This window comes from Campylobacter sp. BCW_6466, assembly GCF_001762835.1.
In the GTDB taxonomy this organism is placed as follows: domain Bacteria; phylum Campylobacterota; class Campylobacteria; order Campylobacterales; family Campylobacteraceae; genus Campylobacter_D; species Campylobacter_D jejuni.
The window spans coordinates 1-26,960 of record NZ_MJXO01000019.1; the positions used below are offsets into that span (position 1 = coordinate 1).

At 30.5% G+C, this 26,960-nt stretch carries 30 protein-coding genes and 2 tRNA genes; 20 read left to right on the forward strand and 12 right to left on the reverse strand.

The window, feature by feature from the left end; translation table 11 throughout:
• Positions 1–218: 218 nt before the first annotated feature.
• Positions 219–294: transfer RNA gene (locus tag AJ887_RS01160), tRNA-Met, on the reverse strand.
• A 34-nt stretch (positions 295–328) separates the two neighbouring features.
• Positions 329–403: transfer RNA gene (locus tag AJ887_RS01165), tRNA-Gln, on the reverse strand.
• Positions 404–495: 92 nt separating this feature from the next.
• Here AJ887_RS01165 and AJ887_RS01170 point away from each other — a divergent pair.
• The 5 genes from AJ887_RS01170 to lpxD are packed head-to-tail and all read left to right on the forward strand — an operon-like array spanning position 496 to position 5,111.
• Positions 496–1,515: a bifunctional 3,4-dihydroxy-2-butanone 4-phosphate synthase/GTP cyclohydrolase II gene (locus AJ887_RS01170; RefSeq protein ID WP_070233245.1), complete on the forward strand. Its 1,020-nt coding sequence runs from the start codon at positions 496–498 to the stop codon at positions 1,513–1,515.
• 11 nt (positions 1,516–1,526) lie between these two features.
• On the forward strand, positions 1,527–1,970 hold the full coding sequence (locus AJ887_RS01175; RefSeq protein WP_002881863.1) for a GatB/YqeY domain-containing protein: 444 nt from the start codon (positions 1,527–1,529) through the stop codon (positions 1,968–1,970).
• Positions 1,971–1,987: 17 nt separating this feature from the next.
• Complete coding sequence (locus AJ887_RS01180; RefSeq protein WP_070283611.1) at positions 1,988–3,688, forward strand: acetolactate synthase large subunit; 1,701 nt, start codon at positions 1,988–1,990, stop codon at positions 3,686–3,688.
• On the forward strand, positions 3,685–4,149 hold the full coding sequence (gene ilvN, locus AJ887_RS01185) for an acetolactate synthase small subunit (RefSeq protein WP_002852211.1): 465 nt from the start codon (positions 3,685–3,687) through the stop codon (positions 4,147–4,149). The genes AJ887_RS01180 and ilvN overlap by 4 nt, the downstream gene beginning before the upstream one ends.
• A complete protein-coding gene (gene lpxD, locus AJ887_RS01190) occupies positions 4,146–5,111 on the forward strand; it encodes a UDP-3-O-(3-hydroxymyristoyl)glucosamine N-acyltransferase (RefSeq protein ID WP_002861284.1) in 966 nt (321 codons plus the stop codon). Before ilvN ends, lpxD begins: the two co-directional genes overlap by 4 nt.
• On the opposite strand, the gene queA is transcribed toward lpxD, so the two are convergent.
• Genes queA through hemW form a run of 4 tightly spaced genes read right to left on the reverse strand, consistent with a single transcriptional unit; the run spans position 5,100 to position 8,393 of the window.
• Complete coding sequence (gene queA, locus AJ887_RS01195) at positions 5,100–6,128, reverse strand: tRNA preQ1(34) S-adenosylmethionine ribosyltransferase-isomerase QueA (RefSeq protein ID WP_044794066.1); 1,029 nt, start codon at positions 6,126–6,128, stop codon at positions 5,100–5,102. The genes lpxD and queA overlap by 12 nt on opposite strands.
• On the reverse strand, positions 6,121–6,858 hold the full coding sequence (gene tatC, locus AJ887_RS01200) for a twin-arginine translocase subunit TatC (protein ID WP_002872023.1): 738 nt from the start codon (positions 6,856–6,858) through the stop codon (positions 6,121–6,123). Before tatC ends, queA begins: the two co-directional genes overlap by 8 nt.
• Positions 6,851–7,267, reverse strand: coding sequence for a Sec-independent protein translocase protein TatB (tatB, locus tag AJ887_RS01205; RefSeq protein ID WP_053872438.1), 417 nt, complete (start codon positions 7,265–7,267; stop codon positions 6,851–6,853). Before tatB ends, tatC begins: the two co-directional genes overlap by 8 nt.
• Before the next feature lie 58 nt (positions 7,268–7,325).
• A complete protein-coding gene (gene hemW / locus AJ887_RS01210) occupies positions 7,326–8,393 on the reverse strand; it encodes a radical SAM family heme chaperone HemW (RefSeq protein WP_070239730.1) in 1,068 nt (355 codons plus the stop codon).
• Positions 8,394–8,493: 100 nt separating this feature from the next.
• Between hemW and AJ887_RS01215 the strand changes: the two genes are divergently transcribed.
• Genes AJ887_RS01215 through cmoA form a run of 10 tightly spaced genes read left to right on the forward strand, consistent with a single transcriptional unit; the run spans position 8,494 to position 17,658 of the window.
• Positions 8,494–8,964, forward strand: coding sequence for an RNA pyrophosphohydrolase (locus AJ887_RS01215; RefSeq protein WP_002861288.1), 471 nt, complete (start codon positions 8,494–8,496; stop codon positions 8,962–8,964).
• 1 nt (position 8,965) lies between these two features.
• Complete coding sequence (locus AJ887_RS01220) at positions 8,966–10,168, forward strand: aspartate kinase (protein WP_044779997.1); 1,203 nt, start codon at positions 8,966–8,968, stop codon at positions 10,166–10,168.
• A complete protein-coding gene (locus AJ887_RS01225; RefSeq protein WP_002861289.1) occupies positions 10,169–10,705 on the forward strand; it encodes a HobA family DNA replication regulator in 537 nt (178 codons plus the stop codon).
• 5 nt (positions 10,706–10,710) lie between these two features.
• Positions 10,711–11,310, forward strand: a complete 600-nt coding sequence (locus AJ887_RS01230) for a DNA polymerase III subunit delta' (RefSeq protein ID WP_070239728.1) — start codon at positions 10,711–10,713, stop codon at positions 11,308–11,310.
• A 1-nt stretch (position 11,311) separates the two neighbouring features.
• Positions 11,312–12,454 carry a dihydropteroate synthase gene (folP, locus tag AJ887_RS01235; RefSeq protein ID WP_070239727.1) on the forward strand — a complete coding sequence of 381 codons (1,143 nt, stop codon included), beginning with the start codon at positions 11,312–11,314 and terminating at the stop codon, positions 12,452–12,454.
• A complete protein-coding gene (gene ligA, locus AJ887_RS01240) occupies positions 12,455–14,398 on the forward strand; it encodes an NAD-dependent DNA ligase LigA (protein WP_070284688.1) in 1,944 nt (647 codons plus the stop codon).
• Positions 14,379–15,383 carry a hypothetical protein gene (locus AJ887_RS01245; protein ID WP_079860372.1) on the forward strand — a complete coding sequence of 335 codons (1,005 nt, stop codon included), beginning with the start codon at positions 14,379–14,381 and terminating at the stop codon, positions 15,381–15,383. Before ligA ends, AJ887_RS01245 begins: the two co-directional genes overlap by 20 nt.
• Positions 15,380–16,141 carry a TlyA family RNA methyltransferase gene (locus AJ887_RS01250; protein ID WP_070284690.1) on the forward strand — a complete coding sequence of 254 codons (762 nt, stop codon included), beginning with the start codon at positions 15,380–15,382 and terminating at the stop codon, positions 16,139–16,141. Before AJ887_RS01245 ends, AJ887_RS01250 begins: the two co-directional genes overlap by 4 nt.
• Complete coding sequence (locus tag AJ887_RS01255; RefSeq protein WP_070284691.1) at positions 16,107–16,961, forward strand: bifunctional riboflavin kinase/FAD synthetase; 855 nt, start codon at positions 16,107–16,109, stop codon at positions 16,959–16,961. The genes AJ887_RS01250 and AJ887_RS01255 overlap by 35 nt, the downstream gene beginning before the upstream one ends.
• The gene (cmoA, locus tag AJ887_RS01260; protein ID WP_083262100.1) at positions 16,948–17,658 is read left to right on the forward strand and encodes a carboxy-S-adenosyl-L-methionine synthase CmoA; all 711 of its coding nucleotides are present in this window, start codon (positions 16,948–16,950) and stop codon (positions 17,656–17,658) included. The genes AJ887_RS01255 and cmoA overlap by 14 nt, the downstream gene beginning before the upstream one ends.
• Here cmoA and AJ887_RS01265 read toward each other — a convergent pair.
• Genes AJ887_RS01265 through nth form a run of 5 tightly spaced genes read right to left on the reverse strand, consistent with a single transcriptional unit; the run spans position 17,648 to position 20,274 of the window.
• Positions 17,648–17,869 (reverse strand): EexN family lipoprotein, encoded by a 222-nt coding sequence (locus AJ887_RS01265; RefSeq protein WP_079860866.1) that lies wholly within the window; start codon positions 17,867–17,869, stop codon positions 17,648–17,650. The genes cmoA and AJ887_RS01265 overlap by 11 nt on opposite strands.
• Complete coding sequence (locus AJ887_RS01270) at positions 17,860–18,300, reverse strand: EexN family lipoprotein (protein ID WP_070284696.1); 441 nt, start codon at positions 18,298–18,300, stop codon at positions 17,860–17,862. Before AJ887_RS01270 ends, AJ887_RS01265 begins: the two co-directional genes overlap by 10 nt.
• 57 nt (positions 18,301–18,357) lie before the next feature.
• Positions 18,358–18,990, reverse strand: a complete 633-nt coding sequence (locus AJ887_RS01275; RefSeq protein ID WP_044261250.1) for a trimeric intracellular cation channel family protein — start codon at positions 18,988–18,990, stop codon at positions 18,358–18,360.
• Positions 18,991–19,000: 10 nt separating this feature from the next.
• On the reverse strand, positions 19,001–19,651 hold the full coding sequence (locus AJ887_RS01280) for a DNA/RNA non-specific endonuclease (RefSeq protein ID WP_070284698.1): 651 nt from the start codon (positions 19,649–19,651) through the stop codon (positions 19,001–19,003).
• Positions 19,648–20,274, reverse strand: coding sequence for an endonuclease III (gene nth / locus AJ887_RS01285; protein ID WP_052949600.1), 627 nt, complete (start codon positions 20,272–20,274; stop codon positions 19,648–19,650). The genes AJ887_RS01280 and nth overlap by 4 nt, the downstream gene beginning before the upstream one ends.
• Before the next feature lie 80 nt (positions 20,275–20,354).
• On the opposite strand from nth, the gene peb4 reads away from it, so the two are divergent.
• The 5 genes from peb4 (at position 20,355) to AJ887_RS01310 (ending at position 25,592) form a co-directional block, all read left to right on the forward strand.
• Positions 20,355–21,176, forward strand: coding sequence for a peptidylprolyl isomerase PEB4 (gene peb4 / locus AJ887_RS01290; RefSeq protein WP_070284699.1), 822 nt, complete (start codon positions 20,355–20,357; stop codon positions 21,174–21,176).
• Positions 21,176–22,240 carry a class II fructose-bisphosphate aldolase gene (gene fbaA / locus AJ887_RS01295; RefSeq protein WP_070284701.1) on the forward strand — a complete coding sequence of 355 codons (1,065 nt, stop codon included), beginning with the start codon at positions 21,176–21,178 and terminating at the stop codon, positions 22,238–22,240. The genes peb4 and fbaA overlap by 1 nt, the downstream gene beginning before the upstream one ends.
• Before the next feature lie 94 nt (positions 22,241–22,334).
• Positions 22,335–23,777 (forward strand): MotA/TolQ/ExbB proton channel family protein, encoded by a 1,443-nt coding sequence (locus AJ887_RS01300; RefSeq protein WP_070284703.1) that lies wholly within the window; start codon positions 22,335–22,337, stop codon positions 23,775–23,777.
• Positions 23,774–24,727 (forward strand): OmpA family protein, encoded by a 954-nt coding sequence (locus AJ887_RS01305; RefSeq protein WP_070284705.1) that lies wholly within the window; start codon positions 23,774–23,776, stop codon positions 24,725–24,727. The genes AJ887_RS01300 and AJ887_RS01305 overlap by 4 nt, the downstream gene beginning before the upstream one ends.
• Complete coding sequence (locus AJ887_RS01310; RefSeq protein ID WP_070274918.1) at positions 24,714–25,592, forward strand: 1-aminocyclopropane-1-carboxylate deaminase/D-cysteine desulfhydrase; 879 nt, start codon at positions 24,714–24,716, stop codon at positions 25,590–25,592. Before AJ887_RS01305 ends, AJ887_RS01310 begins: the two co-directional genes overlap by 14 nt.
• Here the strand turns inward: AJ887_RS01310 and AJ887_RS01315 are convergent.
• Positions 25,584–26,927, reverse strand: a complete 1,344-nt coding sequence (locus tag AJ887_RS01315) for a sodium-dependent transporter (RefSeq protein ID WP_070274919.1) — start codon at positions 26,925–26,927, stop codon at positions 25,584–25,586. The genes AJ887_RS01310 and AJ887_RS01315 overlap by 9 nt on opposite strands.
• Positions 26,928–26,960 lie beyond the last annotated feature (33 nt).

Sequence of the window (26,960 nt, forward strand, 5' to 3'; positions counted from 1 at the left end):
CTTAGTTTAATTAGTTTACTCTCCTACTTATTAAAATTTCATCCTGATAATTTTAAAATTATTAGGATGGATGTTTTTAAGGTTGTTAAACTCTTTTTAGATTGCAATCATTCTTTTAAAGTATTTTAAAAACTCAGCTAAGATTATAACAATACAATCATTTTAAATTATTTTAATACAATTAAAAAGAAGTGAAGAGGATTGAAGATTAATACATTTGGTTGCGAAGGGGAGATTTGAACTCCCGACCTTCGGGTTATGAGCCCGACGAGCTAACCACTGCTCTACTTCGCGGCATATAAGATACTTTGAAATATAAAATAAGAAGTGGATGGGGTAAAGGGATTCGAACCCCTGAATGACAGGACCAAAACCTGTTGCCTTACCGCTTGGCGATACCCCAATAAATATTTTTTAAAAGTGTAATTATAGTGAATTTTAATTTATTTGTCAAGCAATTTAAGTTATAATTTTAAAAATTTTAAGGAAATAAAGATGAAATTTGTTAACGTAGAACAAGCGATTAGGGATTTACAAGCAGGGAAAATGCTTGTAATGGTAGATGCAGAAGATAGAGAAAATGAAGGCGATTTAATCTTTCCTGCGCAATTTAGCACTCAAGAAAAAGTAAATTTCATGATAAAAGAAGCTCGTGGTGTGGTTTGCGTAGCTTTAGATGAAACTTTGGCAAAAAAATTTGAACTTCCTTTAATGGTGCCTAAAAATACTTCAAACCACGAAACCGCTTTTACCATAACCGTAGATGCAAAAGATGCTACAACGGGAGTTAGTGCTTATGAAAGAAATATGACTATACAAATTTTTGCTGATGATAATGCTAAAGCGAGTGATTTTGTAAGACCAGGACATATCAATCCTTTAATCGCAAAAAAAGGCGGAGTTTTAGAACGCACAGGTCATACAGAAGGTACGGTTGATCTTTGTAAATTAGCAGGATTAAAAGGTGCTTGTGTGATTTGTGAAATCGTAAAAGATGATGGAGATATGGCAAGAAGAGAAGATCTAGAATTTTTTTGCCAAAAGCATGATTTAAACATGATAGCCGTAAGTGATCTTATAGAATATCGCCTAAAACATGAAAGCCTTATTAAGCTTGAAGAAAAAAGTCAAAGTGTTTTAGCAGGCTTTAAAGCAGAAAAATTTATCTTTAGCGATCATAATCAAACCCAACATATAGCTTTTTGCTTTAAAGATATAAAAAAATGTGAAAATGTTAAATTTCATATCAGTGGTAGTGATTTTGAGCTTTTAACTTCAGATAAATTTTCAAAACTTTTAGAGCAAATCAAATTTCTTAGTGAAAATGGTGGCGTTATAGTTTTCATGCAAGGAGAAAAATCCAGTACCACTCAATACAAAAACTATGGTATAGGAGCACAGATTTTAAGATATTTTGGTATAGAAGAAATTAAACTTTTATCTCAAAGTTGTGATAAAGACTATATAGGCTTAGAAGGTTTTGGTTTAAACCTTAAAGCTTGTAATTTTAACTAAAAAGGAAAAAAATGACTTTAAAAGAACAAATTTTAAACGATATCAAAGAGGCAATGAAGCAAAAAGATGATTTTAAAAGAGATAGTTTAAGAACTCTAAATGCAGCTTTTAAGCAAATAGAAGTGGATGAAAGAATAGAATTAGATAATGAAAGAATTTATAAAATCATTGCAAGTGAAATCAAAAAACGCAAAGACGCAATCGAACTTTATCTTAAGGCAAATCGTGAAGATTTAGCACAAAAAGAACAAAATGAAATAAGTCTTTTTGAAATTTATCTGCCTAAACAACTAAGTGATGAGGAGTTAACTTTAGTTTTAAAACAACTTATAGAAGAATTGGGTGTAAGTTCACTAAAAGAACAAGGTTTGGTAATGAAAGAAGCTAAAATAAAATTAGGTGCGAGTGTTGATGGCAAAAGACTTAATTTGGCGCTTAAAGAGCTTTTACAATAATTTTTTGGAGTGTTATTATGAAAGAGTTAAGCGGTTCAGCAATGATTTGCGAGGCTTTAAAAGAAGAAAATGTTAAAATTGTTTTTGGCTATCCTGGAGGCGCTGCGCTTAATATTTATGATGAAATTTACAATCAAAAGTATTTTAAACATATTTTAGTGCGTCATGAACAAGCGGCTTTGCATGCTGCTGATGCTTACGCAAGAATGAGCGGAGAAGTGGGCGTAGCCATAGTTACAAGCGGGCCGGGTTTTACAAATACTATTACAGGCTTGGCTACGGCTTATAGTGATTCTATCCCTTTGGTGTTGATTTCGGGACAGGTAGCAAATTCTCTTATTGGCACAGATGCTTTTCAAGAAATTGATGCAGTAGGTATTTCAAGACCTTGTGTAAAGCATAATTATTTAGTTACTTGTATAGAAGAGTTTCCACGCATTTTAAAAGAGGCTTTTTATATAGCAAGAAGCGGTAGACCTGGGCCTGTGCATATAGATGTGCCAAAAGATGTAAGTGCAACTTTGGGACTTTGGGAATATCCTAAAGAAATTTCTATGAAAACTTATAAGCCTGTTTATAAGGGTAACTCAAAGCAAATTAAAAAATTTGCAGAGCTTTTAAAAGAAGCAAAAAGACCTTTATTTTACTTGGGTGGAGGTTGTATCAGTTCTAATGCAAGCGAGCAAATCAGAGAGCTTGTAAAATTTACAAAAATTCCAGCAGTTGAAACCTTAATGGCGCTTGGAACTTTAAGAAGTGATGATGTTTTTAATCTCAAAATGGCAGGCATGCATGGAAGCTATGTCGCTAATATGGCTTTAAGTGAGTGTGATTTGCTTGTGAGTGTAGGAGCGAGATTTGATGATAGGATTACAGGTAAAACAAGTGAATTTGCTAAACATGCGACTATAGCTCATGTTGATATTGATCCTAGTTCTATTTCAAAGATTATCAATGCGCATTATCCTATAGTAGGAGATATTAAAGAAGTTCTTAAAGAGCTTTTAGAAGAGCTTAAAAAGGAAAATTTCAACACAACTTTTAAAGAATGGCACGAAACTTTAAAGCGTTATAATGAACTTTATCCGCTTTCTTATGAAGATAGCAATGAGGTTTTAAAACCGCAATGGGTGATTGAAAAATGTGCAAAAATGGCTCCAGATGCAAGGATTATTACCGATGTGGGTCAGCATCAAATGTGGGTAGCACAGTTTTATCCTTTTAATTATCCAAGACAACTTGCAACAAGTGGAGGGCAAGGAACTATGGGATATTCTTTGCCTGCTGCTTTGGGTGCAAAGCTTGCTGTGGGCGAAGAAGTGGTGATTAATTTCGTAGGCGATGGATCGGTTTTAATGAATATCCAAGAGCTTATGACTGCTTATGAGTATAGTATAAAAACTATAAATATTATTTTAAATAATGCCTTTTTAGGTATGGTAAGGCAATGGCAAAGTATGTTTTATAAAGAGCATTTTTCACAAACAGATTTAAGTACTCAGCCTGATTTTATCAAAATTGCTCAAGGTTTTGGTTGTGAAGGTTATGAAATTTCAAACAAAGAAGAATTCATTCAAGCTTTTAGTCAAGCTTTAAAAAGTGATAAAACCTCTCTTTTAAATGTAAAAATTGATCGCTTTGAAGATGTTTTACCTATGGTGCCTGCAGGAGGTGCGATTTATAATATGATTTTACCAAAGGCAAAGGATAGACAATGAGAAGGGTTTTATCGGTAATTGTTCTAAATGAGCATGGGGTTTTATCTCGTATAGTAGGACTTTTTTCAGGAAGAGGTTATAATATTGACTCGCTTACAGTAGCACCTTTGGAAAATAAAGAATTTTCGCGTATTAATATAGTCACTTCAGGAAATGAAAGAACTTTTGAGCAGATAGTCAAACAACTTCATAAGCTTATTCCTACTTATAAAGTGATAGAAAGTGAAGAATTTATTGACAAAGAAATGGCTTTAGTGAAAATTCCTTTAAATGAAAATTTAGGTGGACTTGATGCCGTTTTGAAAGCTTATAATGGTACTATTGCAAATAGTAATGAGAATTTTTTGTTTTTAATGGTTGCTGATGATGCAAATCGCATTGATAATTTTTTAAAAACAATTAAAAAATACAATCCTAGTGATATAGTTCGCAGTGGATCTGTTTTGATGGAGATTAAATGAAATTAAGTGAAATAGCAGAATTTTTAAGCTTAGAGTATAAAGGTGAGGATATAGAAATCAGTGCTTTAAATTCTTTATTGAAAGCAAATTTTACAGAGCTTACTTATTGTGATGGTGAGAAAAATACTAAAGATATACCTCACACAGGAGCTGCTGCTATTTTAGTATCTAAAGAATATGAAAATTTAGTACCTAAGGACACTAAAGCTTTGATTACTCAAAATCCACATTTGAATTTTGCTTTTTTAAGCAAGCTTTTTGCTAAGCCTTTGATAAGCACAGCTAAAGAAAAAGTGCAAAATATCGCAAAAAGCGCAAGAATTATGCCTAATGTCTATATAGGTGATAATGTAAATATAGGTGATAATGTAATCATTATGGCAGGAGCTTATATAGGCGATAATGTCAGCATTGGTGATGAGAGTATTATCCATCCTAATGTAGTGATTTATAATGACACTAAAATAGGTAAAAAATGTCATTTGCTTGCCAATTGTGTAATAGGAAGCGATGGTTTTGGTTATGCGCACAATAAAAACGGCGAACATTATAAAATTTATCATAATGGCAATGTGATTTTAGAAGATTTTGTAGAAGTGGGGGCTTGTACAACTATAGATAGAGCAGTTTTTGATAGTACTATTATCAAAGCAGGTACTAAGGTAGACAATCTAGTTCAAATCGGACATAATTGCAATATAGGTCAAAATTGTATCATTGTAGCACAAACTGGAATTTCAGGTTCAAGTGAGTTAGGACGCAATGTTATTATGGGTGGCCAAAGCGCAACGAGTGGACATTTAAAAATAGGCGATTTTAGTACTATAGCTGCAAGAGGCGGTGTGAGTAAAAATTTAGAAGGCGGGCGCGTTTATGGTGGTTTTCCTATCATGCTTCAAAAAGATTGGCTAAAACTTCAAGCTAAAATAGCAATAAATTTTAAAGAAAAATCACAAGATTAGCATCGCATCGCCATAAGAGTAAAAGCGATATTTTTCTTTTATGGCGAGTTCATAAAGCTTTAAACACTGTTCTCTACCGATAAAAGCTGAAACTAGCATGATAAGAGTAGATTTTGGTAAATGAAAATTGGTCAAAAGATGATTTTGTCTTATAGGTGGATTTTGCGGGTGTAAAAAAAGATCACAAAAACCATTTTTTGTTTTAGTTCTTGCGTAATATTCTATAGTTCTTGTTACCGTTGTTCCTACGCCTAAAATAGCTTGTTTTGAATCTATAATTTCACATGCTTGCTGCGGAATATTAAAAAATTCGCTATGCATTTTATGCTTTTGTATATTTTCACATTCCACGCTTTTAAAGGTTCCAGCTCCTACATGTAAGGTTAAATGATAAATTTCGTGTTTTTTTCTTAAATTTTCAAGCATAGTCTCACTAAAATGTAAACTTGCAGTTGGAGCAGCTACCGCGCCTAAATTTTTTGCAAAGATACTTTGATAATCTTTCAAATCACTTTTTTCATCCTCCCTTTTAATATAAGGAGGCAAGGGTATATGTCCTATCTTGTCAAGCAGGTTGTAAAGATTTGAGGTGTCTAAGGTTTTATCATTTTGAAAAAATTGAACTTTTCGAAGACCATCATCTAAAAGTTCTACAACGCGTGCTTTTAAATCCTCCCTAAAATATAAGATTTCATCTTTTTTAACACGCCCTTTAATTTGAGCTAGAAAAAGTGGATTGTGAGAATTTAAAAAAGGTTGATGCAAGAAAAGCTCTATTTTTCCTCCGCTTGCTTTATTGCCATAAATTCTTGCTTTAATAACTTTAGTATCATTGAAAAAAATCGCGCAGTTGGGTAAAAAGTCTTGTAAATTTTTAAAAGTAGTGTGAAAAATTTCTTTGTTTTTGCGATCAAAAACCAAAAGCCTAGCATTTTCTTTTGGATTTGCAGGATAGTTAGCTATGAGTTCATTAGCTAGAGTGTAATCATAGCTTGAAAGAAGTAAGTCTTTATTCATCACTTTCTTTATCTTTTGGGGCAGGATTTACCTTTTGAACAATTAAAATAGAAAGTCCATAAAGTCCGCAAAGTGGTCCTGCCATTAAAAATTGAGATAAAACATCAGGTGGAGTCATAAAGGCTGAAAAAACAAAAATAACTAAAACAGCTATGCGAAAATGGCGTTTTAAAAAACTATCATCTATAAGCCCGATTTTAGCAAAGAAAAAGGCAATTACAGGCATTTCAAAAGCTAAACCAAAAGCCACAACAACTTTTGTAAAGAAATCTACATAAGTTCCTATGGTAATCACAGGATTAAAATCTTCATTTAAACCAAAATTAATCAAAAATTTAAAAGCCAAAGGCACTACAACAAAATAGCAAAAACAAGCCCCTAAGGCGAACATAATGCTTGCAAAGCTAACAAAAGGCACCACAAGGCGTTTTTCATTATCATAAAGTCCTGGAGCTACAAATTTCCAAAATTGCCAAAAAATTACAGGTAAAGAAAAGATAAAGGCTGCAAAAAAACTAACTTTCATTGCAGTAAATAAGGCTTCTTGTACTTCAATTACATTCACATGTTTGGCTACTTCGGGCAAAACAGCTATAAGTGGAGCTTTTAGAATATCTAAGATATAGCTTCGTAGAGCAAAACATACAATAAACATAACTACAATGCAAGCAACGCTTATAAAAAGGCGTTTTCTAAGTTCTATTAAATGAGGTTTTAATTCTTCAAACATTTATTTTTCCGTTTTTATCTTGTGTTTCTAATTTGCTAAGATTTGGTTTTTCTTCTGTATTTAAATTTTGTCCGCTAAGGTTATTTTTTGTGTTATCATCTCTGCTATCAAAGGTTAAATCTACCTTTGTTTTATCTAAAATATCTCTTTTAAGGTCATCAAATTCTTCAAAACTGAGTTTTTTGCGTATGTTTTCATTAGTGCTTGAAAATTCATCTTTGTATTTCTTAGCTTCTTCTTTTAAGTCATTGATGCGTATTTCTTTTTCTATGCTTGATTTTGCATCATCTATGTTGCGTTTTACAGCCTTTAGAATTTTTGCTATTTGTACTATAGCTTCTGGAAGTTTATCAGGCCCTAAGACTAAAATCGCTACAACTAAAATAACTATAATTTCACCAAAACTCATTAATCGTTACTCTTTGATTTGATATTTTAAATAAATATTTTACTTAAAAAACTTAAATTTAAGATGAGAGATATAAAGCAAGTTCGTCGCTAATGAGAAAATTAGGATTAAAATATCTTTTATTTTTGTAAAAAAGTTTTTTTTCTTTTAATAATATATTTATTTTGTCTTTTTGCCATTGATTGAGTTTTGTTTCATCAATCCCTACTATACTTCTAAGTCCTAAAAATAGGTGTTCTAAATTCAAGTCTTTAGAACTTAGTTTCTCTATAGATCTAAAAGTGGGATTTTCTATGTAATTTTTTAAATTTTTTGCTGTATAAAAACGCTTATTTTCATAAAATCCTACCGCACTTAATCCACAAGCTAGGTAGTTTTTTCCTTGCCAATAAGCAAGATTATGTTTGCAAATTTGGGCTTTGGTTTTTGAAAAATTACTGATTTCATATTGAAAAAAGTCAAGTTCTAGGAGTTGTTTGATGAAAAATTTCATTAAATTAGGAGCATTTTTTTTGAAATGTTCTTTTTTGGCAAAGGCTGTGTTTGATTCTATGGTTAAATTATAAGCACTAAGGTGTGTGATTAAAGCCTTGATTTGTTTTAAGTATAAGAGTTCAAATTCAAGCATTTTTTTATTGTCTAATTTTGTATCATAAATAAGATCTAAATTGATATTTTTAAAACCTACTTTATTTGCGTTTTCTAATGCTTTGATAATCATTTCTTGATTATGAATTCTTCCAAGAAAGTGAAGTTTTTTAGGATGAAAACTTTGAGCTCCAAAAGAAATGCGATTAACTCCTAGATTTTTCATATTTTTAAGCCAATTTAATGTTGCTGAGTTGGGATTAGCTTCGCATGAAATTTCTACATTTTTATCTAGCAAAGGATATAAAATTTTAAAAATATCTTCATAATTATACGCATCAACACAACTTGGTGTTCCTCCGCCTATGAATAAGGTTTTAATTTGATTTGATTGAATGTTAAATTGTTTTAATTGAAAAATAATATCTTCTTTTAAAGCCTTAAAATAGGCTTTTTCATAATCATTTTTTTTCAAACTTGTAAAAGCACAATAATTACATTTGCTTTCACAAAATGGAATATGGATATAAAAATGCATAAAAACCCTAAAATATTTTATTAAATTTTTTAATGTATTTTAATAAAAATTTGATTTGATTTAGGTTAAAATTATTTCCTTTAAATTAAGGAAAAATATTGTGGAAAACGAGAAAAATTATAGACCAAATGTTGCAGCTGTTATTTTGTCAAGTTCTTATCCTTTTGAGTGTAAGATTTTTATAGCTAGAAGAAGTGATATGGATAATATTTGGCAATTTCCACAAGGAGGTATTGATAAAGGTGAAAGTGTCAAAAACGCTTTATTTAGAGAACTAAAAGAAGAAATAGGCACCGATGAGGTTGAAATCATTGCTGAGTATCCAGAATGGTTGAGTTATGATTTTCCAAGTAAAATTGTTAAAAAAATGTATCCTTATGATGGACAGATTCAAAAATATTTTTTAGTGCGTTTAAAACACGGTGCTACAATCAATATCAACACCAAGCATCCTGAATTTGATGATTATCAATTTGTGAGTGTTAAACAAATTTTTGAAATGATTAATCATTTCAAAAAAAATATTTATGTTAAAGTGATCAAATATTTTGAAGAGAAAGGTTATATCTAAAATGCTTATAGTTCAAAAATATGGTGGAACAAGCGTTGGAACACTTGAGCGTATCGAAGCAGTAGCCAATAGGGTTATTCAGAGTGCGCAACAGGGCAATCAACTTGTTGTTGTAGTATCTGCAATGAGTGGGGTGACAAATACTCTTATCGAGCAAGCTGAATATTTTAGTAAAACTCCTAATGGTAAAGATATGGATATGCTTTTAAGTAGCGGAGAGCGTGTAACGAGCGCTTTAGTTTCTATTGCTTTAAATGAAAAGGGTTATCCTGCTATATCATTTTCTGGGAGAAAAGCAGGAATTATTACAGATAGTGTTTTTACAAAGGCAAGAATTCATCATATTGATACAAAAGCGATAAAATCAGAACTTCAAAATGGTAAAATAGTCGTTATAGCGGGTTTTCAAGGTGTAGATGAAGAAGGTAATGTAACTACTTTAGGGCGTGGCGGAAGCGATTTAAGTGCTGTAGCAGTAGCAGGTGCCTTAAATGCGGATTTGTGTGAAATTTATACCGATGTTGATGGGGTTTATACAACAGATCCAAGAATTGAACCAAAGGCAAAGAAATTGGATAAAATTTCTTATGAAGAAATGCTTGAACTTGCAAGTTTGGGTGCAAAAGTTTTGCAAAATCGCTCTGTAGAGCTTGCAAAAAAATTAAATGTTAACTTAGTAACTAGAAGTAGTTTTAACAATAACGAAGGAACAATGATAACAAAGGAAGATGGAATGGAACAAGCTTTAGTAAGTGGTATTGCTTTAGATAAAAATCAAGCAAGAGTGACTTTAAGAAATGTAGAAGATAAACCTGGAATCGCAGCTGAAATTTTTTCTGTTTTAGCAAATGAAAATATTAATGTAGATATGATTATACAAAATGTTGGAGTTGATGGTGCTACAAATTTAGGTTTTACAGTTCCTCAAAATGAACTTGAATTAGTCAAAAATGCTATGCAAAAAATTTTAAGTCCAAAAACAACCATAGAAAGCGATAGTGCTGTGGTAAAAGTTTCCATAGTGGGTGTAGGTATGAAGTCGCATTCAGGGGTGGCAAGCAAGGCTTTTAAAGCTTTAGCTGATGAGGGGATTAATATCGGTATGATTTCTACTAGTGAAATAAAAATTTCGATGATAGTTCATGAAAAATACGGAGAACTTGCAGTTAGAGCACTACATGAGTGCTATGGGCTTGATAAATAAATGAGTGATTTTTTAAGCTTTACTCTTGAAAATATTCGTAATGGCGGAGCTTTTATGGCATGGTTGGAGTCGCGTCGTTTAGAATGGGCTCCTTTGATGGCTGCAAGACTTAAATATCTTTTAGAAGGACGCACTTTTGTCTTAATGTGCGATGAGCAAAGATCTTGGTATGAAGAGTATTTTTTAAAAAATATAAATTCAAAAGCCGCTCGTCCTATGCTTCCTTTTGTGTCGTTAAATTCTTTATGCAAGAAGAAAGTACAAAGTTCAGAAGATATAGCTTTACTTAATGACTTGCTTGACATTTCTTTTCCTAATGGTTATGTGTATTTTTATATAGGAAGTGCTTCTGATAATAAATCTTTAATCGCTAAATCAAGAGATGATAGTTTATTGTGGCTTTTTGATGAGCAGTTACAAGATAGTTTTTATTTAAATTCTAAAGATAAAGACTTGGATATCAAGCTTATTAGTTTATATCAACTTTTTGATGTAAGTTTGGATGCAATATTATTTTCCAAGGTGCAATTAGGATAAATATTTTGTTTATTAGTAAGATTATTATCAGCGAAGATTTTTTAGGTATTAAAGAAGAAATGATTAATAATTTTGGTATTAAAAAATTAAGATTTTTTATGCCACAAAATGAATTTTTACTTGATGATGCAAGAGCAGTTGAAAAAGAAAGCTATATCGCAGAAACCGAAGAAAAAATTATTGTTTTAATGGCGGATTCTTATAGGATAGAAGCACAAAATTTTTTACTTAAACTTCTTGAAGAACCTCCAAAAAATATTAAATTTCTTATTGTGGTACCTTCTAAAAATTTACTTTTACCTACTATAAAATCACGTCTTATTTGTGAAAAAAGAAAAGTTGAAAAGGAAGTTAAAAAACTTGATTTAGATCTTAAAAGAATGGATTTAAGAATGCTTTTTGATTTTTTGCAAAAAAATGAAAATTTGGATAAAAATGAACTTATGGATCAAATCGCATTGCTTGCTAAAGAATGTGTGAAATATAAAGATTTTAATGCTGAAGAATTAGAGTTCTTTTATGAAAGCTATGAGCTTGCAAGATTAAATTCTAAAAGTGGAGTGCTTTTGACTACTCTTTTATTAAATTATTATACAAAGAAATAAAATGAAATTTTTTAAAATCAATCCAAATACCGATTTTAATTTACTTTGTTCTTTTATAAACCCTCATAAAATGGGACAAAAGATTATGAGTCAAAAAACAAAAATTCATTTTATTTTTATCAAAGATATTTCTACTCCTGCAGCAAATATTTTAAAACAAGATGCCTTAAGAGTAGGAGCTGAGCTCATCACCCATAAAGAAATAATTACCGCAAAAATCACTCATTCAAATGCACTTTTAATGGCAAGTAAAGAACAAATTCAAAAACTTATTACTAAAGAAAAACTTCAAGATTTTGGACTTAAAAATTTGGCTCTTTTTTTGCAAAAAGATTTTTTAAAACCAAAAAAAGCTGAGCTTATGGCAGTGATTAATGTTAATGAAGACAGTTTTAATGCAAAAAGTCGTGTGAGTGAAGAAGACTTTGAAAAAAGGCTTAATGACTTTCTTGCTTTAAAGCCTGAGTATATCGATATAGGTGCGGTTAGTTCAAGACCTGGGAGTGAGTATTGCGGCAAGGAAGAGGAATTTAAAAGACTAAAAAAAGTACTTGACTTAATTTATGAGAAAAATTATCATGAAAAAGCGATTTTTAGTTTAGATAGTTTTGATGAATATTGTCTAGAATATGCTTTAAATAAGGGTTTTAAACTTATAAATGATATTACAAGTTTAAGAAATCTTAATTTGGCTAAACTTGCAAGTAAATATGAGGCAAAATATTGCTTAATGCACATGCAAAACAATCCAAATAACATGCAAGATAATCCTTTTTATGAAGATTTGCTCGATGAGATGACTTTGTTTTTTAAAGAAAAACTTGAACTTTTAGAAAGTTTTGGAGTAAAAGAAAGTATTTTAGATGTAGGTATTGGTTTTGGAAAGAGTGCGGAGCATAATATGATTTTAATCAAACACTTAGAACATTTTTTGCAATTTAATAAACCTTTACTCATAGGTGCGAGTCGCAAAAGTGTGATTAATGCGTATTTTCAAAGCGAGATTAAAGATCGTTTAGCAGGAACTTTGTATTTGCATTTAAAGGCTTTTGAAAATGGTGCTAGTATTATAAGAGTGCATGATTTATACGAGCACAAACAACTTTTTGCTTTAGCACAGGCAATGGACAATATAGGAGTTTAGATGAAAAAAGAAGAGTATTTAGAAAAAGTTGCTTTAGCAAATTTGTGGATGAGGGCATATTATGAAAAAGATGAACCCTTGGCTAGCGATGAAGAATACGATGCTTTAATCAGAGAATTAAGAGTTTTTGAAGAACAAAACAAAGATGAAATTTCAAAAGACTCTCCAACGCAAAAAATAGCTCCTGCCATACAAAGCGAGTTTAAAAAAATAGCTCACTTAAAGCGTATGTGGTCGATGGAAGATGTGTTTGATGAGAGTGAGCTTAGGGCTTGGGCAAAACGTGCAAAATGTGAAACAAACTTTTTTATAGAGCCTAAATTTGATGGAGCGAGTCTAAATTTGCTTTATGAAAATGGTAAATTAGTAAGCGGTGCCACTAGAGGTGATGGCGAAGTGGGCGAGGATATAACACTTAATGTTTTTGAGATAGAAAATATACCTAAAAATATAGCCTATAAAGAAAGGATAGAAATTCGTGGAGAAGTGGTGATTTTAAAAGATGATTTTGAGAAAATCAACGAAAAAAGAGCTCTTTTAAATCAAAGTTTATTTGCTAATCCACGCAATGCTGCAAGCGGGAGTTTGAGGCAGCTTGATACAAGCATCACTAAAGAAAGAAATTTGAAATTTTATCCTTGGGGAATAGGGGAAAATACCTTAAATTTTACTAAACACAGTGAGGTGATGCAATTTATCAGAGAGCTTGGTTTTTTAAAAGATGATTTTGTAAGACTTTGCACTAATTTAGATGAGGTTTTAAAAGCTTATGATGAGCTTTTAGCTTTAAGAGAAAAAAAGCCTATGATGATGGATGGAATGGTGGTAAGAGTTGATGATCTTGCGCTTTGTGAAGAATTAGGCTATACGGTAAAATTTCCAAAATTTATGGCAGCTTTTAAATTTCCTGCACTTGAAAAAACCACGCGTTTAATAGGGGTAAATTTACAAGTAGGAAGAAGTGGGGTGATCACTCCTGTGGCGGTTTTAGAGCCTGTAAATTTAGATGGGGTTGTAGTAAAATCAGCCACCCTTCATAATTTTGATGAGATTGCAAGACTTGATGTTAAAATCAATGATTTTGTAAGCGTGATAAGAAGTGGCGATGTTATCCCTAAAATTACTAAGGTTTTTAAAGAGCGTAGAGAAGGTTTAGAGATGGAAATTTTACGCCCTAAACTTTGTCCTACTTGCCAAAGTGAGCTTTTGGATGAAGGAACTTTAATAAAATGTCAAAATATAGATTGTGAAGATAGACTTGTAAATTCTATCATTCATTTTGTTTCTAAAAAATGTCTTAATATCGATGGACTTGGAGAAAATATAGTAGAACTTTTATACAAGCACAAAAAAATCACTACACTTGAGAGTATTTTTCATTTAAAATTTAGTGATTTTGAAGGTTTGGAAGGCTTTAAGGAAAAGAAAATCAACAATCTTTTAAACGCCATAGAACATGCAAGAGAATGTGAGCTTTTTCGTTTTATCACAGCTTTAGGGATAGAGCATATTGGCGAGGTTGCGGCTAAAAAATTAAGCTTAAGTTTTGGTAAAGAGTGGCACAAGCAAAGCTTTGAAGCTTATGCTAATTTGGAAGGTTTTGGAGAGCAAATGGCTTTAAGTCTTTGCGAATTTACGCGCGTTAATCATACAAGAATTGATGAGTTTTACAAGCTTTTAAATTTGAAAATAGAAAAACTTGAAATCAAAAGCGATGGTGTGATTTTTGGTAAAACTTTTGTGATTACAGGTACTCTTTCGCGTCCAAGAGATGAGTTTAAGGCTTTGATAGAAAAGCTTGGGGGTAAGGTAAGCGGCTCGGTTTCTAAAAAGACTGACTATGTGCTTTTTGGAGAAGAGGCAGGTTCTAAGCTTAGTAAGGCTAAAGAGCTTGAAGTAAAATGTATAGATGAAAGTGCTTTTAATGAGCTTGTTAAAGAATAGTTCTTATATTTTAACGCTTTTAAGCCTTTTTGGCTTTTTGCTAACTTGGCAAAGGAGTGCTTTTTCTTTATTTTTTTTAATTCCTATTTTTTTAACACTTTTTTGGGAATTCTTTTTATTTTTAAAGCTTAGAAAAAATATTATAAAAGAAGCTACTTTGATTAAGGGAAGTTTGTTTTATCGTGTTAGTATGGGGGATTTTTATCTTTATATTTTTAGTTTTTTCTTGGCGATTTTTGGACTTATTTCTTTATTTTTAAATTTTTTAAATCTTGAAAAAATTGATTTTGTTTTTATATTTATAATTTTGCCTTTATTGATGATATTTTTAAAAAAAGAATTACATTTGCAATTTGTAGATAATGCTTATAATGACTTTAGAATAGTTGTTATCGCTAGTTTTTTTACTGCTTTATTTTATGCATTTTATGGGCTTTTTTTTACTTACAATGAGCTTTTAAATTTAGAACTTTTTTCTAGGAAAATCATTGCTTATAAGAGTGCTTCTTTTGTTTATTTTGATTTTTTATCTGAATTTTTGTATTTTGTTTCAAATTTAAAACTTTTTATTTTTTCTCATTTTGGATATTTGAGCTTTAGAGCTTTAAATTTTATTTTTGATTTTTTTAATTTTTTTATGTTTTGCTCTCTTTTGGCTTTTGTTTTTAATTTTGTTTTGAAAATAAACATAAAAATAATTGTTTTATTTTTATGTTTTATCATGGTTTTAGGAAGTTATTTTTTAAAAGAGCAAAGAAATAATGCCTTAAAATCTGAACAAGAACAAATACTTTTATGGATGAATAATTTTAATTTTTTAAAAGATAATAACTTAAGTTTAATTCAAAAAGAAAAAGATCTTTTTGAAAAAGATCTTAAAGATCTTAGAGAAATTTTTAAAAAAAATGCTTTTGAAATAGGAATTTGGTGGTTTTCTAAAGAAAAAGAAGACTTGGAAAAAAGAATAAATGAGAGTTTAAAATGAGATTTGATTTTTTTGTTTCAAAGCGTTTAAATATCAGTAGAAATAAAGCTTTAGAGCTTATAGAAAATGAAGAGATTTTACTTAATGGTAAAAGTTTTAAAGCTTCTTTTGATGTGAAAAATTTTTTAGAAAATTTAAAAAAAACGCAAGATTTAAATCTTGAAGATATACTTTTAGCCAATGAGTTAAAATTGGATCTTTTAAGTGAAATTTATGTTTCAAGAGCAGCTTTGAAATTAAAAAATTTTTTAGAAGAAAATGATATTGAAATAAAACATAAAAATTGTCTTGATATAGGATCTAGCACGGGCGGTTTTGTGCAAATTTTACTTGAAAATCAGGCTTTAAAAATCACTGCTCTTGATGTGGGTAGTAATCAACTCCATCCAAGTTTAAGAGCAAATGAAAAAATTATCTTGCATGAAAATACAGATCTTAGAGCCTTTAAAAGTGAAGAAAAATTTGAACTTGTTACTTGTGATGTGAGTTTTATTTCTCTTATTAATTTACTTTATTATATCGATAATTTAGCTTTAAAGGAAATTATTTTACTTTTTAAACCTCAGTTTGAAGTGGGAAAAAATATCAAAAGAGATAAAAAAGGTGTTTTAAAAGATGACAAGGCAATCTTAAAGGCAAGAATGGATTTTGAAAAAGCATGTGCTAAGTTAGGTTGGCTTTTAAAAAATACGCAAAAATCAAGCATTAAAGGAAAGGAAGGTAATGTTGAATATTTTTACTACTATATCAAAAATTAATATTACTTCTTTAGCTATAGGTTGTTTTGATGGTATACATTTAGGGCATCTAAAACTTGTAAAATGTTTAGATGAGAATGGGGCTTTGTTGGTTATTAATAAATTTAAGGGTCAATTTCTTTGTTCAAATCGTCAAAAAGAAGAAATTTCAGGAAAAAAAGTTATAGAAGTGGATTTTGAAAGTATAAAATCTTTAGATGGTAAAGATTTTTTAAGCTTTTTGAAAAAAGAATTTATCAATTTGAAATTTATAGTAGTGGGATATGATTTTTCTTTCGGGAAAAATAGGGCTTATAGTGCTAAAGATATTGAGTCTTTAAGTGGGATAAAAACTATAATAGTTGATGAATTTAGTATAGGCGGAGTAGGTGTTCATGCAAGTTTAATTAAGGATTTTTTATCAAAAGCAAATTTACAAAAAGCAAAAGAATTTTTAGGAAGAGATTATAGTATCAAAGGGAAGATGATTAAAGGACAAGGTTTGGGCTCTAAAGAACTTTTTGCGACTATAAATTTAGATTGTGAAGGTTATTTTTTGCCTCAAAATGGTGTTTATGCTACTTTGTTAAAAAGTCAAAGAAAAATTTATAAAAGTGTGAGTTTTTTAGGTATAAGGTCAAGCGATGAAAATTTTGCCATAGAAAGTCATATTTTAGAAGAATTGGGTGAAAATTTCACACAAGGGGAGTTTTTCGAACTCGAGTTTATATCTTTTCTAAGAGAGAAACAAAAATTTCAAGATCTAAAAAAACTTAAAAATCAAATTGCCAAAGACATAGAGCAAGCTAGAGAATTATTAAGGAAAAATGATGAAAGATGAACTTTTTAAACAAAGCCCTAAAAAACAATTTGAATTTGATAAAAACGTGGCTAGTGTTTTTGATGATATGATCAATCGTTCTGTGCCATTTTATAGAGAAAATTTAGAACTTTGTGCTAATTTATTGGCTAAAATTTTACTTGCAAATGCAAGTGTTTGTGATTTGGGCTGTTCAAGTGCTAATTTTTTGATTTTGTTGGCAAATCTAAGAAAGGATTTTAAACTTTTTGGCGTGGATAATTCTGTTTCTATGCTTGAAGTTGCAAAGTCAAAAACTAAAGCTTATGGGCTTGATATAAGTTTTTTTGAAGCTAATTTATGCGAATTTGATTTTTTTACTTGCGATGTTTTTGTGGCAAATTATACCATGCAGTTTATTCGCCCTCCTAAAAGACAGGAATTGCTTGATAAAATTTATAAAAATTTAAACTCTAAAGGCATTTTGATTATGAGTGAAAAAATCCTTTATGAAGATGCTTTTTTGTCTAAAAATATCATAGAGCTTTATGCAGACTACAAAGAAAAACAAGGCTATTCTAAGTTTGAAATTGCAGCTAAAAGAGAAGCCTTAGAAAATGTTTTAATTCCTTATAGTCAAAAAGAAAATTTAAACATGCTAGAAAAGGCAGGTTTTAAGAAAATAGAAAGTATTTTTAAATGGGCAAATTTTGAAACTTTTATAGCTTTTAAGGATTAGAGATATTTTCATCTTCCCATTCATCTTTTGGAAAACCTACCTTATACGCATTAATACAATCTTGACTGATGATAGCTTTGTGCCTGCATTCTAAACTTCTTTTTTTTGCTTCTTCGGGGTGATTTTGATAATATTCTACACTTTTGGTTTGTTCGCATGCTACAAAAAATATACCAACAAGGCTTAAAAAAAGAGTTATTTTCATGGTAATTTTTCCTGTGTTATATTAATATCATCACTAAAGATAGAACTTTGATTGTTTTCTGTTGTTTTGGAAGGATAAATTTCAGAAGGTGTTTCTGCTATGGGTGGCATTATAATACTTTCATTATTTTCTGAACTTTGGTTAATATCTTTTGTGATTTTTTCTTTTTTTAAATCATTTTGCTTTAAAGCTTCTGATATCTGATTATCAGATTTTTTTGGTGTGTTTGGACTGTATTTACTCTCTTCATTTGTTGGTTTAACACCAACTTTTAATGCATTAATACAATCTTCGCTAAGAGTTTCGCTTTCTTTGCATTCTTTTGCTTTTTCTTTTGCTTCACTAGGATGATTTTTGTAGTAATTTTCTGTTTTGCTATCGCAAGCTGTTATATTAATAACTATTAAAATCGTAAGTAAAATACTTAGTCTTTGCATTTATCAATCTCCTAAAATTTTTAATATCTTAGCAAACTTGTATAAAGCAACGATAAATTATTTTTCCTCGTTGTAGGAAAAAATAGGCAAAGACCATTGATATTTGATAGCCAAAAGCCTTGCAATAACTCCTACAAAAAGAGTTAAAAGCGTGCAAACTAGGGCATTAAGTTCGAACCAAACTATAAGTGAATAGTAGATTGCTCCTGCAATTATGGCAATTCCTGCATAAATTTCTTTTTGAAACACTAAGGGAATTCTCATACATAAAATATCTCTTAAAATTCCACCAAAGACACCAGTGATTACAGCAGCAGCAACAGCGATGATAAAACCATGATTTTGATCTATGGCTATTTGAGCTCCAAGTATGCTAAAAACAACAAGTCCTATAGCATCAAGAGTTAGAAATAAAGTTTCAAGCTTGGTTACTACACGTGGAATTTTTGTTGCTACAAGGGCGCAAAAACAGATTAAAATAATATATTCAGGATGTTTAACCCAAGTTAAAGGATAATGCCCTAAAAGCACATCTCGTATGCTTCCGCCTCCAATTGCTGTTACGAGTGCAATAAAAATAACTCCAAAAAGGTCCATTTTATGGCGTCCTGCAGCTAAAGCTCCTGTCATTCCTTCTGCGGAAATACCTATGATATAAAGAGTAGTTATCGTAAGAGCATTTATCTCCATAATTTATACCTTAAAATTTATCACAATTTATTTGATACTGTTTAATATTTTCATCATTTACTTCGTGGTTTGGTACTTGATAGCATTCTTTAAATTTCGGAGTTTTAATAATTTTTACATAAAAACTTGGTATAGCAATACGGTTTTTAATGTATTGTGGTTCTTTATCGTAAAGTACCAAATTTAAAACCTCGATACTTTGAAATTTGAAAGCCAAATTTCTTTCTCTTTGCTCGATTTCATTCCAAATTTTATTATTTATTTGTGCAATTTGTGGGGTAATATTGCTCATTAAAAATACTGAATTTTGAGCAGCTTTACTAAAGCTAAAAGAAGCATTGGGTGCAGTGTGTCCTCGCGTGTAGCCGCTGTTTTTATAATCACTCCAAGTAGTGCGGTATTTTTTAGGAATATTTGTATCATCTTCAAAGCGAGGGCGTTTTTTAATTTGTTTATTTTTTAAATTTGAAGCTTCTGCTTTATAAGCAACGGCTTTTGTACCTTTGAGTTTATAATCATAGCAATTTAGATAAAAAAACTTATCTAAGATTTGCGAGCAATTTGTGTTGTTAAAATAAGAAGAAAAATCAGCACTAGGCTTGTAAGATTCTAAGGCGAAAATATTAAGAGATATAGCGAGTAAAAAGATGAAAATTTTCATTTAAGTTCCTTATCTTTACTTTTGCAAAGATGATTTAAAAAACATTCTTTACATAAAGGTTTTTTAGCTTTACAGGTGTAGCGTCCAAAAAGAACCATGGCTTGATGGAGATAGTTAAGATTATCTTTAAATATGCGTGTTAAATCTTCTTCTGTGGCTTCTGGAGTTTTTGCTTTACTAAGTCCTAAGCGGTGAGAAACTCTAAAAACATGAGTATCTACAGCCATGAAATTTGCTCCACACCATTCTATTAAAACCACATGGGCGGTTTTTTGTCCCACACCTGCTAAGGATTTTAATTTCTCTTCTTCAAGGGGAATTTCTCCGTCAAAATTTTCACAAACTGATTTTGCCATTTTTATAAGATTTTGTGCTTTATTATTAAAAAATGAACAAGTTTGTATGTAGGTTTTAAGGCTTGATAAATTTGCATTTGCAAGGGATTTGATATCAGGATAAGCTTTAAAAAGATCAGGAGTGATGATATTAACTCTTTTATCAGTGCATTGGGCTGAAAGCATCACGCAGACTAATAGTTCGTATAAATTTGAAAATTTAAGTTCTGTTACAGGTTTTTCAAAATGTTTTAAAAAAAGCTCTTTGATTTCTAAATTTCTTTTCATTTTTTAATTTTAGTTAATTAGCTTTAAACCAAGTTTAGATATAATCGATTTTATATACATTTTATTAAAAAGGAAACTCAATGAAAAAAATTTCTTTAGTTGCAGCAGCTTTGATTGCAGGTGTAGCTTTAAATGTAAATGCAGCTACAGTAGCCACTGTTAATGGCAAGAGCATTAGTGATACAGAAGTAAGTGAATTTTTTGCCCCTATGCTTAGAGGACAGGATTTTAAAACTCTGCCAGATAATCAAAAAAAAGCTCTTATTCAGCAGTATATTATGCAAGACTTAATTTTGCAAGATGCTAAAAAACAAAATTTAGAAAAAGATCTTTTATACACAAAAGAACTTGATCGTGCAAAAGATGCAATACTTGTTAATGTTTATCAAGAGAAAATTTTAAATACAATTAAAATTGATGCTGCTAAAGTTAAAGCTTTTTATGAACAAAATAAAGACAAATATGTAAAACCTGCAAGAGTGCAAGCAAAACATATCTTAGTAGCGACAGAAAAAGAAGCTAAGGATATTATTAACGAACTTAAAGGTTTAAAAGGTAAAGAGCTAGATGCTAAATTTAGTGAGCTTGCTAAAGAGAAATCAATTGATCCAGGTTCAAAAAACCAAGGTGGTGAGCTTGGTTGGTTTGATCAATCAACTATGGTAAAGCCTTTTACAGATGCTGCTTTCGCACTTAAAAATGGTACTATTACTACAACTCCGGTAAAAACGAATTTTGGTTATCATGTAATCTTAAAAGAAAATTCGCAGGCTAAAGGTCAAATCAAATTTGATGAAGTAAAACAAGGTATTGAAAACGGACTTAAATTTGAAGAATTTAAAAAAGTTATCAATCAAAAAGGTCAAGATCTTTTAAATAGTGCTAAAGTGGAATATAAATAATGGGTGTTTTAGACATTGTAAAAGCAGGAGTGATTAGCGGAGATGAGCTTAATAAAGTTTATGACTATGCTAAAGCAGAGGGTTTTGCTATCCCTGCTGTTAATGTTGTAGGAACTGATTCTATTAATGCAGTTTTAGAAGCTGCAAAAAAAGTTAACTCTCCAGTTATTATCCAGTTTTCAAATGGTGGGGCAAAATTTTATGCAGGGAAGAATTGTCCTAATGGAGAAGTTTTAGGTGCAATTAGTGGGGCTAAACATGTACATTTACTTGCTAAAGCTTATGGTGTACCTGTGATTTTACACACTGATCATGCCGCAAGAAAACTTTTGCCTTGGATTGATGGGCTTATTGAGGCAAATGCACAATATAAAAAAACCCATGGACAAGCTTTATTTAGTTCTCATATGCTTGATCTTAGCGAAGAAAGTTTAGAAGAAAATCTTAACACATGTGAAGTTTATCTTCAAAAACTTGATGCTTTAGGTGTCGCGCTTGAAATAGAACTAGGTTGTACAGGTGGCGAAGAAGATGGAGTGGATAATACAGGTATTGATAATTCTAAGCTTTATACCCAACCAGAAGATGTAGCACTTGCATATGAAAGACTTGGAAAGATTAGTGATAAATTTTCAATTGCAGCAAGCTTTGGAAATGTACATGGAGTTTACAAACCAGGAAATGTTAGCTTACAACCTGAAATTTTAAAAAATTCGCAAAAATTCGTTAAAGATAAATTTGCTTTAAATAGTGATAAGCCTATAAATTTTGTATTTCATGGTGGTAGCGGTAGCGAGCTAAAAGATATTAAAAATGCAGTAAGTTATGGCGTAATTAAGATGAATATTGACACAGATACCCAGTGGGCTTTTTGGGATGGGGTGCGTGAATATGAACTTAAAAATAGGGCTTATTTGCAAGGACAAATTGGAAATCCAGAAGGTGATGACAAGCCAAATAAAAAATACTATGATCCGCGTGTTTGGTTAAGAAGTGGTGAAGAAAGCATGATAAAGCGTCTTGAAGTTGCTTTTGAAGATTTAAACTGTATAAACAAAAACTAAGCATTTTAAAGGCTTAGTTTTATTTTGTTTTAAAAATTTTTATCAAATTAAGTAGCAATCTTTAAAATAAAATTTTTAATGAGGTATTGGTTTCATGGATATTAAATCAGATGAAATTTCAGAACTTGTTTTGCCTGAAGGCAAAGATGCAAGAGGTTCTTTGGTTTATTTTAAAATTATTTTTATTCCGGCTTTTCTTTATATTTTGATTTTATTGGGTTATTTTAATGTAATTGACTTTAAGGTTGAATTACATACGGTTATTATGACAGGTGTGATTTTTTTTACAGCATTGATTTTTGCTAGACATAGTGCTGAGTATGCGTATAGTATTTTTGAACAACAAAAAGATGAATTTAAACAGGCTTTAAAAAGACATATTATGAGGCATTTTCTTGCCATAGGGAAAGACACAAAATCAAATGCCAATTTTGATGACTTTGCTTATGCATATATTAAAGGTGCAAGAAATGAGAACTTTGCTAGTATAGGTTCGGCAATTTTTCCAATGATGGGAATTTTAGGGACTTTTATCAGTATAGCTTTTTCAATGCCAAATTTTAGCTCTAGTGATACAGCCGCTTTAGAACAAGAAATTGCAGATTTGTTAAGTGGAGTGGGAACTGCTTTTTATGTTTCAATTTATGGAATTTTTCTTGCATTATGGTGGATGTTTTTTGAAAAATATGGTAAAAGTAAAATAGATCGTTTGCTAAATCGTCAAAAAAATGCTACAAGTGGATTTTTTTGGACAAAAGAAGAGCTTGATCAAAGGTATTTAACTGAGAGTTTGCAGCATTTTGAAAAAATGGGAGCAATTTTTAAACAAGTTAGTAATGATGATTTTTTTGCAGAGCTTGATCATGCTATTGATAGAAAATTTGGTATTTTTCAAGATATGCTAAATGTAGAAGAAAAGGCTATTAGATTAAGTAGTGAACACATCAAACAAACCATGGGTGAGCTTAGTAAAGCACAAAGAGATCAACGCGATCTTGGAAAGCTTTATAGTGAAATGTTAAATGGCATAGGTTTGCTCAATCAAAATTTGAAAGAAATCAATACAAGAATATCAGAACAATATAATCGCTTGCTCGATATCAGTAGTGATAAAATTCATCATCTTGATAAGACGCTAAGTGCATTCGATGAAAAAGTAGAGCGTTTTGGTAAAAATTTTGAACTTTATGAAAAAGCAATGTTGGAAAGTCAAGAAAAGGTTTTTGAGGGATTTAAAGCAAGCTTGTTTGAAGGTATGCATAAATTTAAGGAAGTATATGAAGAAGAAAAAAGTATCGATGCTAAAATCAAAATGATGGATGAGCTTAAAAAAGAAATGAAAGCACTTGATGAAGAAACAAGTCAAATGATGAGTAAGCTTTCTGGGGATGGAAATCAAAATAAAGAAAATGAAACCAAACAAATAGAAGATTTTTCAGAGTCTAAGACTGAAGAAAATCAAGATGAAATTCAAGCAAAAATATCTAAGCAAGAAAGCAATGATGAGCTAAAAAATGAAGATAAAGAAAATAAATGAAAAATGAGACAAAAGAAGATAGCAATTTTTGGATAGCTTATGCTGATTTAATGGCAGGATTGCTGTTTGTTTTTATTTTGCTAATAGGTGCTATTGTTGTAAAATATGTTTTAACTCAAAGTGATTTAAAAGAAATTAAAGACAATCTCAATAAACAAGAGGCACGCTTAGAGGAGAGTAAAGAAGAGCTTAGAAATAAAGAAGCCATAGTGTTTAAACTAAGTTCTGATTTAAACAATGCTTCTAGTGCTTTAAATCTTGCTAATTTTCAAAAAGCAGAATTAGAGGCTAATATTACAAATTACAAGCAGTTAAGCAAAGATTTAAACTCAACTTTAGATAATAAAGATAAGCAAATTTTGATTTTACTAGGTCAACTAGAGAAAAAAGATGAAGAGCTTAAAAATTTACAAGAAGATTTTCAAAAAGCTAAAGAAAAGGTGCAAAATCTTGGTTTGATTCGTGAAAATTTAAGCAAGGAATTACAAAGCAAACTTGATAATAATATCACTATAGATGAAAAGACAGGATCTATTTCTTTGCCTGCTGAAGTACTTTTTGATAAAGATTCTTATGTGTTAAAAAATGAGGCAAAGGCAAGTTTGAGAAAAATCTTAAGCGAATATTTTGATGCTATTCTTGAAGATCCAAAAATTTTTTCCAACATTGAAAATATCATTATTGAAGGACATACTGATAGTGATGGATCTTATATTTATAATTTAGATTTGTCGCAAAAAAGAGCTTATGAGGTGATGAATTTTATCTATACTTTTTATAAGAGTGATAAGCTTCAAAAGCTTTTAATGGCAAGTGGACGTTCTTTTTCAGATCCTGTGTTTGTCAACGGAGTTGAAGATAAGGATAAGAGTCGTCGCATAGAAATAAAATTTAGCATTAAAAATGATAATGCTTTAAAGGATGTAGAAAAATTCTTTGAATTTCATTAAAACAATTAGTCCTATACAAAAAATCAATTTTAACGGATTTGAATTTTATATTAAAAGAGATGATTTATTAGGAGAAATTAATGGAAATAAAGCTAGGAAACTTGCTTTTTATATCCATCAAAGATATCCTAAAAATCAATCTTTTGTAAGTTATGGAGGAAGCCAAAGTAATGCTTTGGCGGCATTAAGTATTTTTGCTAAACAAAGATCATATAAGCTTGTTTTTGCTTGTGAAAAAATTTCTACTTTTCTTAAGAATAATCCTTGTGGAAACTATGCTTTAGCTTTAGAAAATGGTGTTAATTTTGTAGAAAATATCCATTCTTTATCCTCCTTAAAGCAATTTGCCTTGTCTTTGTGTAAAAAAGATGATATTTTTATAGAACAAGGCATGGCTAATTTAGAAGCTCAATATGGCTATATGGAGCTTGCTCAAGAAATTCAAATGCAAAGTCAAAGTTTAAAGCTTGATTTTGATATTTTTTTACCTTCGGGTACAGGCACTTCGGCAGCTTTTTTGGCAAAGTATTCTAAATTTAAAGTATTTACTTGTGCTTGTGTAGGTGATATTAAATATCTTAAAAAACAAATTTTAACATTAGATCCAAGCTATGATTTTTCAAATTTAGAATTTTTAACAAGTGATAAAAAATATCACTTTGCTAAGCCGTATAAAGAATTTTATGAGCTTTATATGGATTTAAAGTTAAAGTGCAATATAGAATTTGACTTGTTGTATGATATTTTAGGATTAAGTATAGCATTAAAACAAGAGTGGAAAAAACCATTGCTTTATATACATCAAGGTGGAATTTTAGGAAATTCCACTATGTTAGAGAGATATAAATTTAAAAAATTAGTTTAAAATTCCATAGATAAAAATGATTAAAATAATCAAAGGTACTATATATTTTACATAATAAAACCAAATTCCAAACCATGAACTTTTAAGTGTATTGTTATTGCTAAGTTCTTTTAGACTTTCTTGTTTGCCTAAAATCCAACCTACATAAATGCAGCAAAAAAATGCAGTTAAAACAAACAAAATATTTCCACTAATGAAATCAAAACTATCAAAAATGTTTTTTCCTTTGATGATAACAATATCACGCCAAGGCCCATAAGTTAGAATACAAGGAAGATTGCCAAGTATGAAGATAAACCCTAGAGTTAGGTTAATAGAAAGATTTTTAGAATATTTAAATTTTTCTTCTAATACGCTAATAATAACTTGATAAATTGGCAAGCTTGTGGTTAAAGCTGCAATCAAGAGTAAGATAAAAAATAAAATACACACAATGGTGCCAAAATGGATATGAGAAAATGCTATAGGTAAAGTTTCAAAAACCAAAGAAGGCCCGCTATCTGGAGCAAGTCCCGCTGAGAAAAGTGCTGGAAAAATCATAAAACCAGCCAAAACAGCTATGATAGTATTTAAAACCCCTGTATAAATAGCGGTTTTTGCCATATTTTCATTTTTATTAAGATGAGATGAAAGTGTTATCATCACCCCAAAACCTAGGGATAAAGCAAAAAAAACTTGCCCTAAAACATCGATTAAAAGTTTTGGTGATAAAATTTTACTAAAATCAGGTTCAAGATAAAATTTAACTCCAGCTATAGCTCCATCAAGGGTTAAATTGCGTCCTACAACAATAATAAGACAGATAAATAATAAGGGCATTAAAAATTTTACAGATTTTTCTATACCATCTATAATGCCTCTTTTTAAAATAATGTAATTAATAATTACAAAAACAGTGGTAAAAATACCGACCCCCAAAGGATTGAAGGCTATCTTGTCGTTAAAAAACTGATGAGTAAATTCTTTGCTTACTACATTGGCAAGGCTAAAATTCCCTAGGGTTAATTCCCAAATATAAACTAAAACCCATCCTCCAAGTACCATGTAGTAAGCCATTATGCCAAAGCTTCCTAAAAGTCCCATGTATCCAATACTTTGCCATTTTTGTTTAAAAGCATCTACGCTATTTGTCATCGCTTTTCTGCCTATGACATTTTCAACTAAAATAACAGGAATGCCTATGATAATCATGGCTATACAAAAAACTAATACATAAGCGCCGCCACCATTTTCTCCTACAAGATAGGGAAAACGCCAAGTTGCTCCAAATCCTATGGTTGCTCCAGCAACTGTTAGAATATAAGTTAGTGTGCTACTCCATGTTTGTCTTTGCATGATTATCCTTTCAAAAAAGGATTATTTTATCTA

Bases quoted from the DNA above. Each gene is read 5' to 3' on its own strand.
- folP (WP_070239727.1), top strand. From the start codon at position 11,312: ATGAAATTTTTTAAAATCAATCCAAATACCGATTTTAATTTACTTTGT.
- ligA (WP_070284688.1), top strand. From the start codon at position 12,455: ATGAAAAAAGAAGAGTATTTAGAAAAAGTTGCTTTAGCAAATTTGTGG.
- AJ887_RS01250 (WP_070284690.1), top strand. From the start codon at position 15,380: ATGAGATTTGATTTTTTTGTTTCAAAGCGTTTAAATATCAGTAGAAAT.
- tatB (WP_053872438.1), bottom strand. From the start codon at position 7,267: ATGAGTTTTGGTGAAATTATAGTTATTTTAGTTGTAGCGATTTTAGTC.
- AJ887_RS01300 (WP_070284703.1), top strand. From the start codon at position 22,335: ATGGATATTAAATCAGATGAAATTTCAGAACTTGTTTTGCCTGAAGGC.
- AJ887_RS01245 (WP_079860372.1), top strand. From the start codon at position 14,379: ATGAGCTTGTTAAAGAATAGTTCTTATATTTTAACGCTTTTAAGCCTT.
- AJ887_RS01305 (WP_070284705.1), top strand. From the start codon at position 23,774: ATGAAAAATGAGACAAAAGAAGATAGCAATTTTTGGATAGCTTATGCT.
- AJ887_RS01280 (WP_070284698.1), bottom strand. From the start codon at position 19,651: ATGAAAATTTTCATCTTTTTACTCGCTATATCTCTTAATATTTTCGCC.
- AJ887_RS01315 (WP_070274919.1), bottom strand. From the start codon at position 26,927: ATGCAAAGACAAACATGGAGTAGCACACTAACTTATATTCTAACAGTT.
- AJ887_RS01180 (WP_070283611.1), top strand. From the start codon at position 1,988: ATGAAAGAGTTAAGCGGTTCAGCAATGATTTGCGAGGCTTTAAAAGAA.
- peb4 (WP_070284699.1), top strand. From the start codon at position 20,355: ATGAAAAAAATTTCTTTAGTTGCAGCAGCTTTGATTGCAGGTGTAGCT.
- AJ887_RS01170 (WP_070233245.1), top strand. From the start codon at position 496: ATGAAATTTGTTAACGTAGAACAAGCGATTAGGGATTTACAAGCAGGG.
- AJ887_RS01225 (WP_002861289.1), top strand. From the start codon at position 10,169: ATGAGTGATTTTTTAAGCTTTACTCTTGAAAATATTCGTAATGGCGGA.
- hemW (WP_070239730.1), bottom strand. From the start codon at position 8,393: ATGCATTTTTATATCCATATTCCATTTTGTGAAAGCAAATGTAATTAT.
- AJ887_RS01175 (WP_002881863.1), top strand. From the start codon at position 1,527: ATGACTTTAAAAGAACAAATTTTAAACGATATCAAAGAGGCAATGAAG.
- lpxD (WP_002861284.1), top strand. From the start codon at position 4,146: ATGAAATTAAGTGAAATAGCAGAATTTTTAAGCTTAGAGTATAAAGGT.
- cmoA (WP_083262100.1), top strand. From the start codon at position 16,948: ATGATGAAAGATGAACTTTTTAAACAAAGCCCTAAAAAACAATTTGAA.
- fbaA (WP_070284701.1), top strand. From the start codon at position 21,176: ATGGGTGTTTTAGACATTGTAAAAGCAGGAGTGATTAGCGGAGATGAG.
- AJ887_RS01270 (WP_070284696.1), bottom strand. From the start codon at position 18,300: ATGCAAAGACTAAGTATTTTACTTACGATTTTAATAGTTATTAATATA.
- tatC (WP_002872023.1), bottom strand. From the start codon at position 6,858: ATGTTTGAAGAATTAAAACCTCATTTAATAGAACTTAGAAAACGCCTT.
- queA (WP_044794066.1), bottom strand. From the start codon at position 6,128: ATGAATAAAGACTTACTTCTTTCAAGCTATGATTACACTCTAGCTAAT.
- AJ887_RS01275 (WP_044261250.1), bottom strand. From the start codon at position 18,990: ATGGAGATAAATGCTCTTACGATAACTACTCTTTATATCATAGGTATT.
- nth (WP_052949600.1), bottom strand. From the start codon at position 20,274: ATGAAAAGAAATTTAGAAATCAAAGAGCTTTTTTTAAAACATTTTGAA.
- AJ887_RS01255 (WP_070284691.1), top strand. From the start codon at position 16,107: ATGTTGAATATTTTTACTACTATATCAAAAATTAATATTACTTCTTTA.
- AJ887_RS01220 (WP_044779997.1), top strand. From the start codon at position 8,966: ATGCTTATAGTTCAAAAATATGGTGGAACAAGCGTTGGAACACTTGAG.
- ilvN (WP_002852211.1), top strand. From the start codon at position 3,685: ATGAGAAGGGTTTTATCGGTAATTGTTCTAAATGAGCATGGGGTTTTA.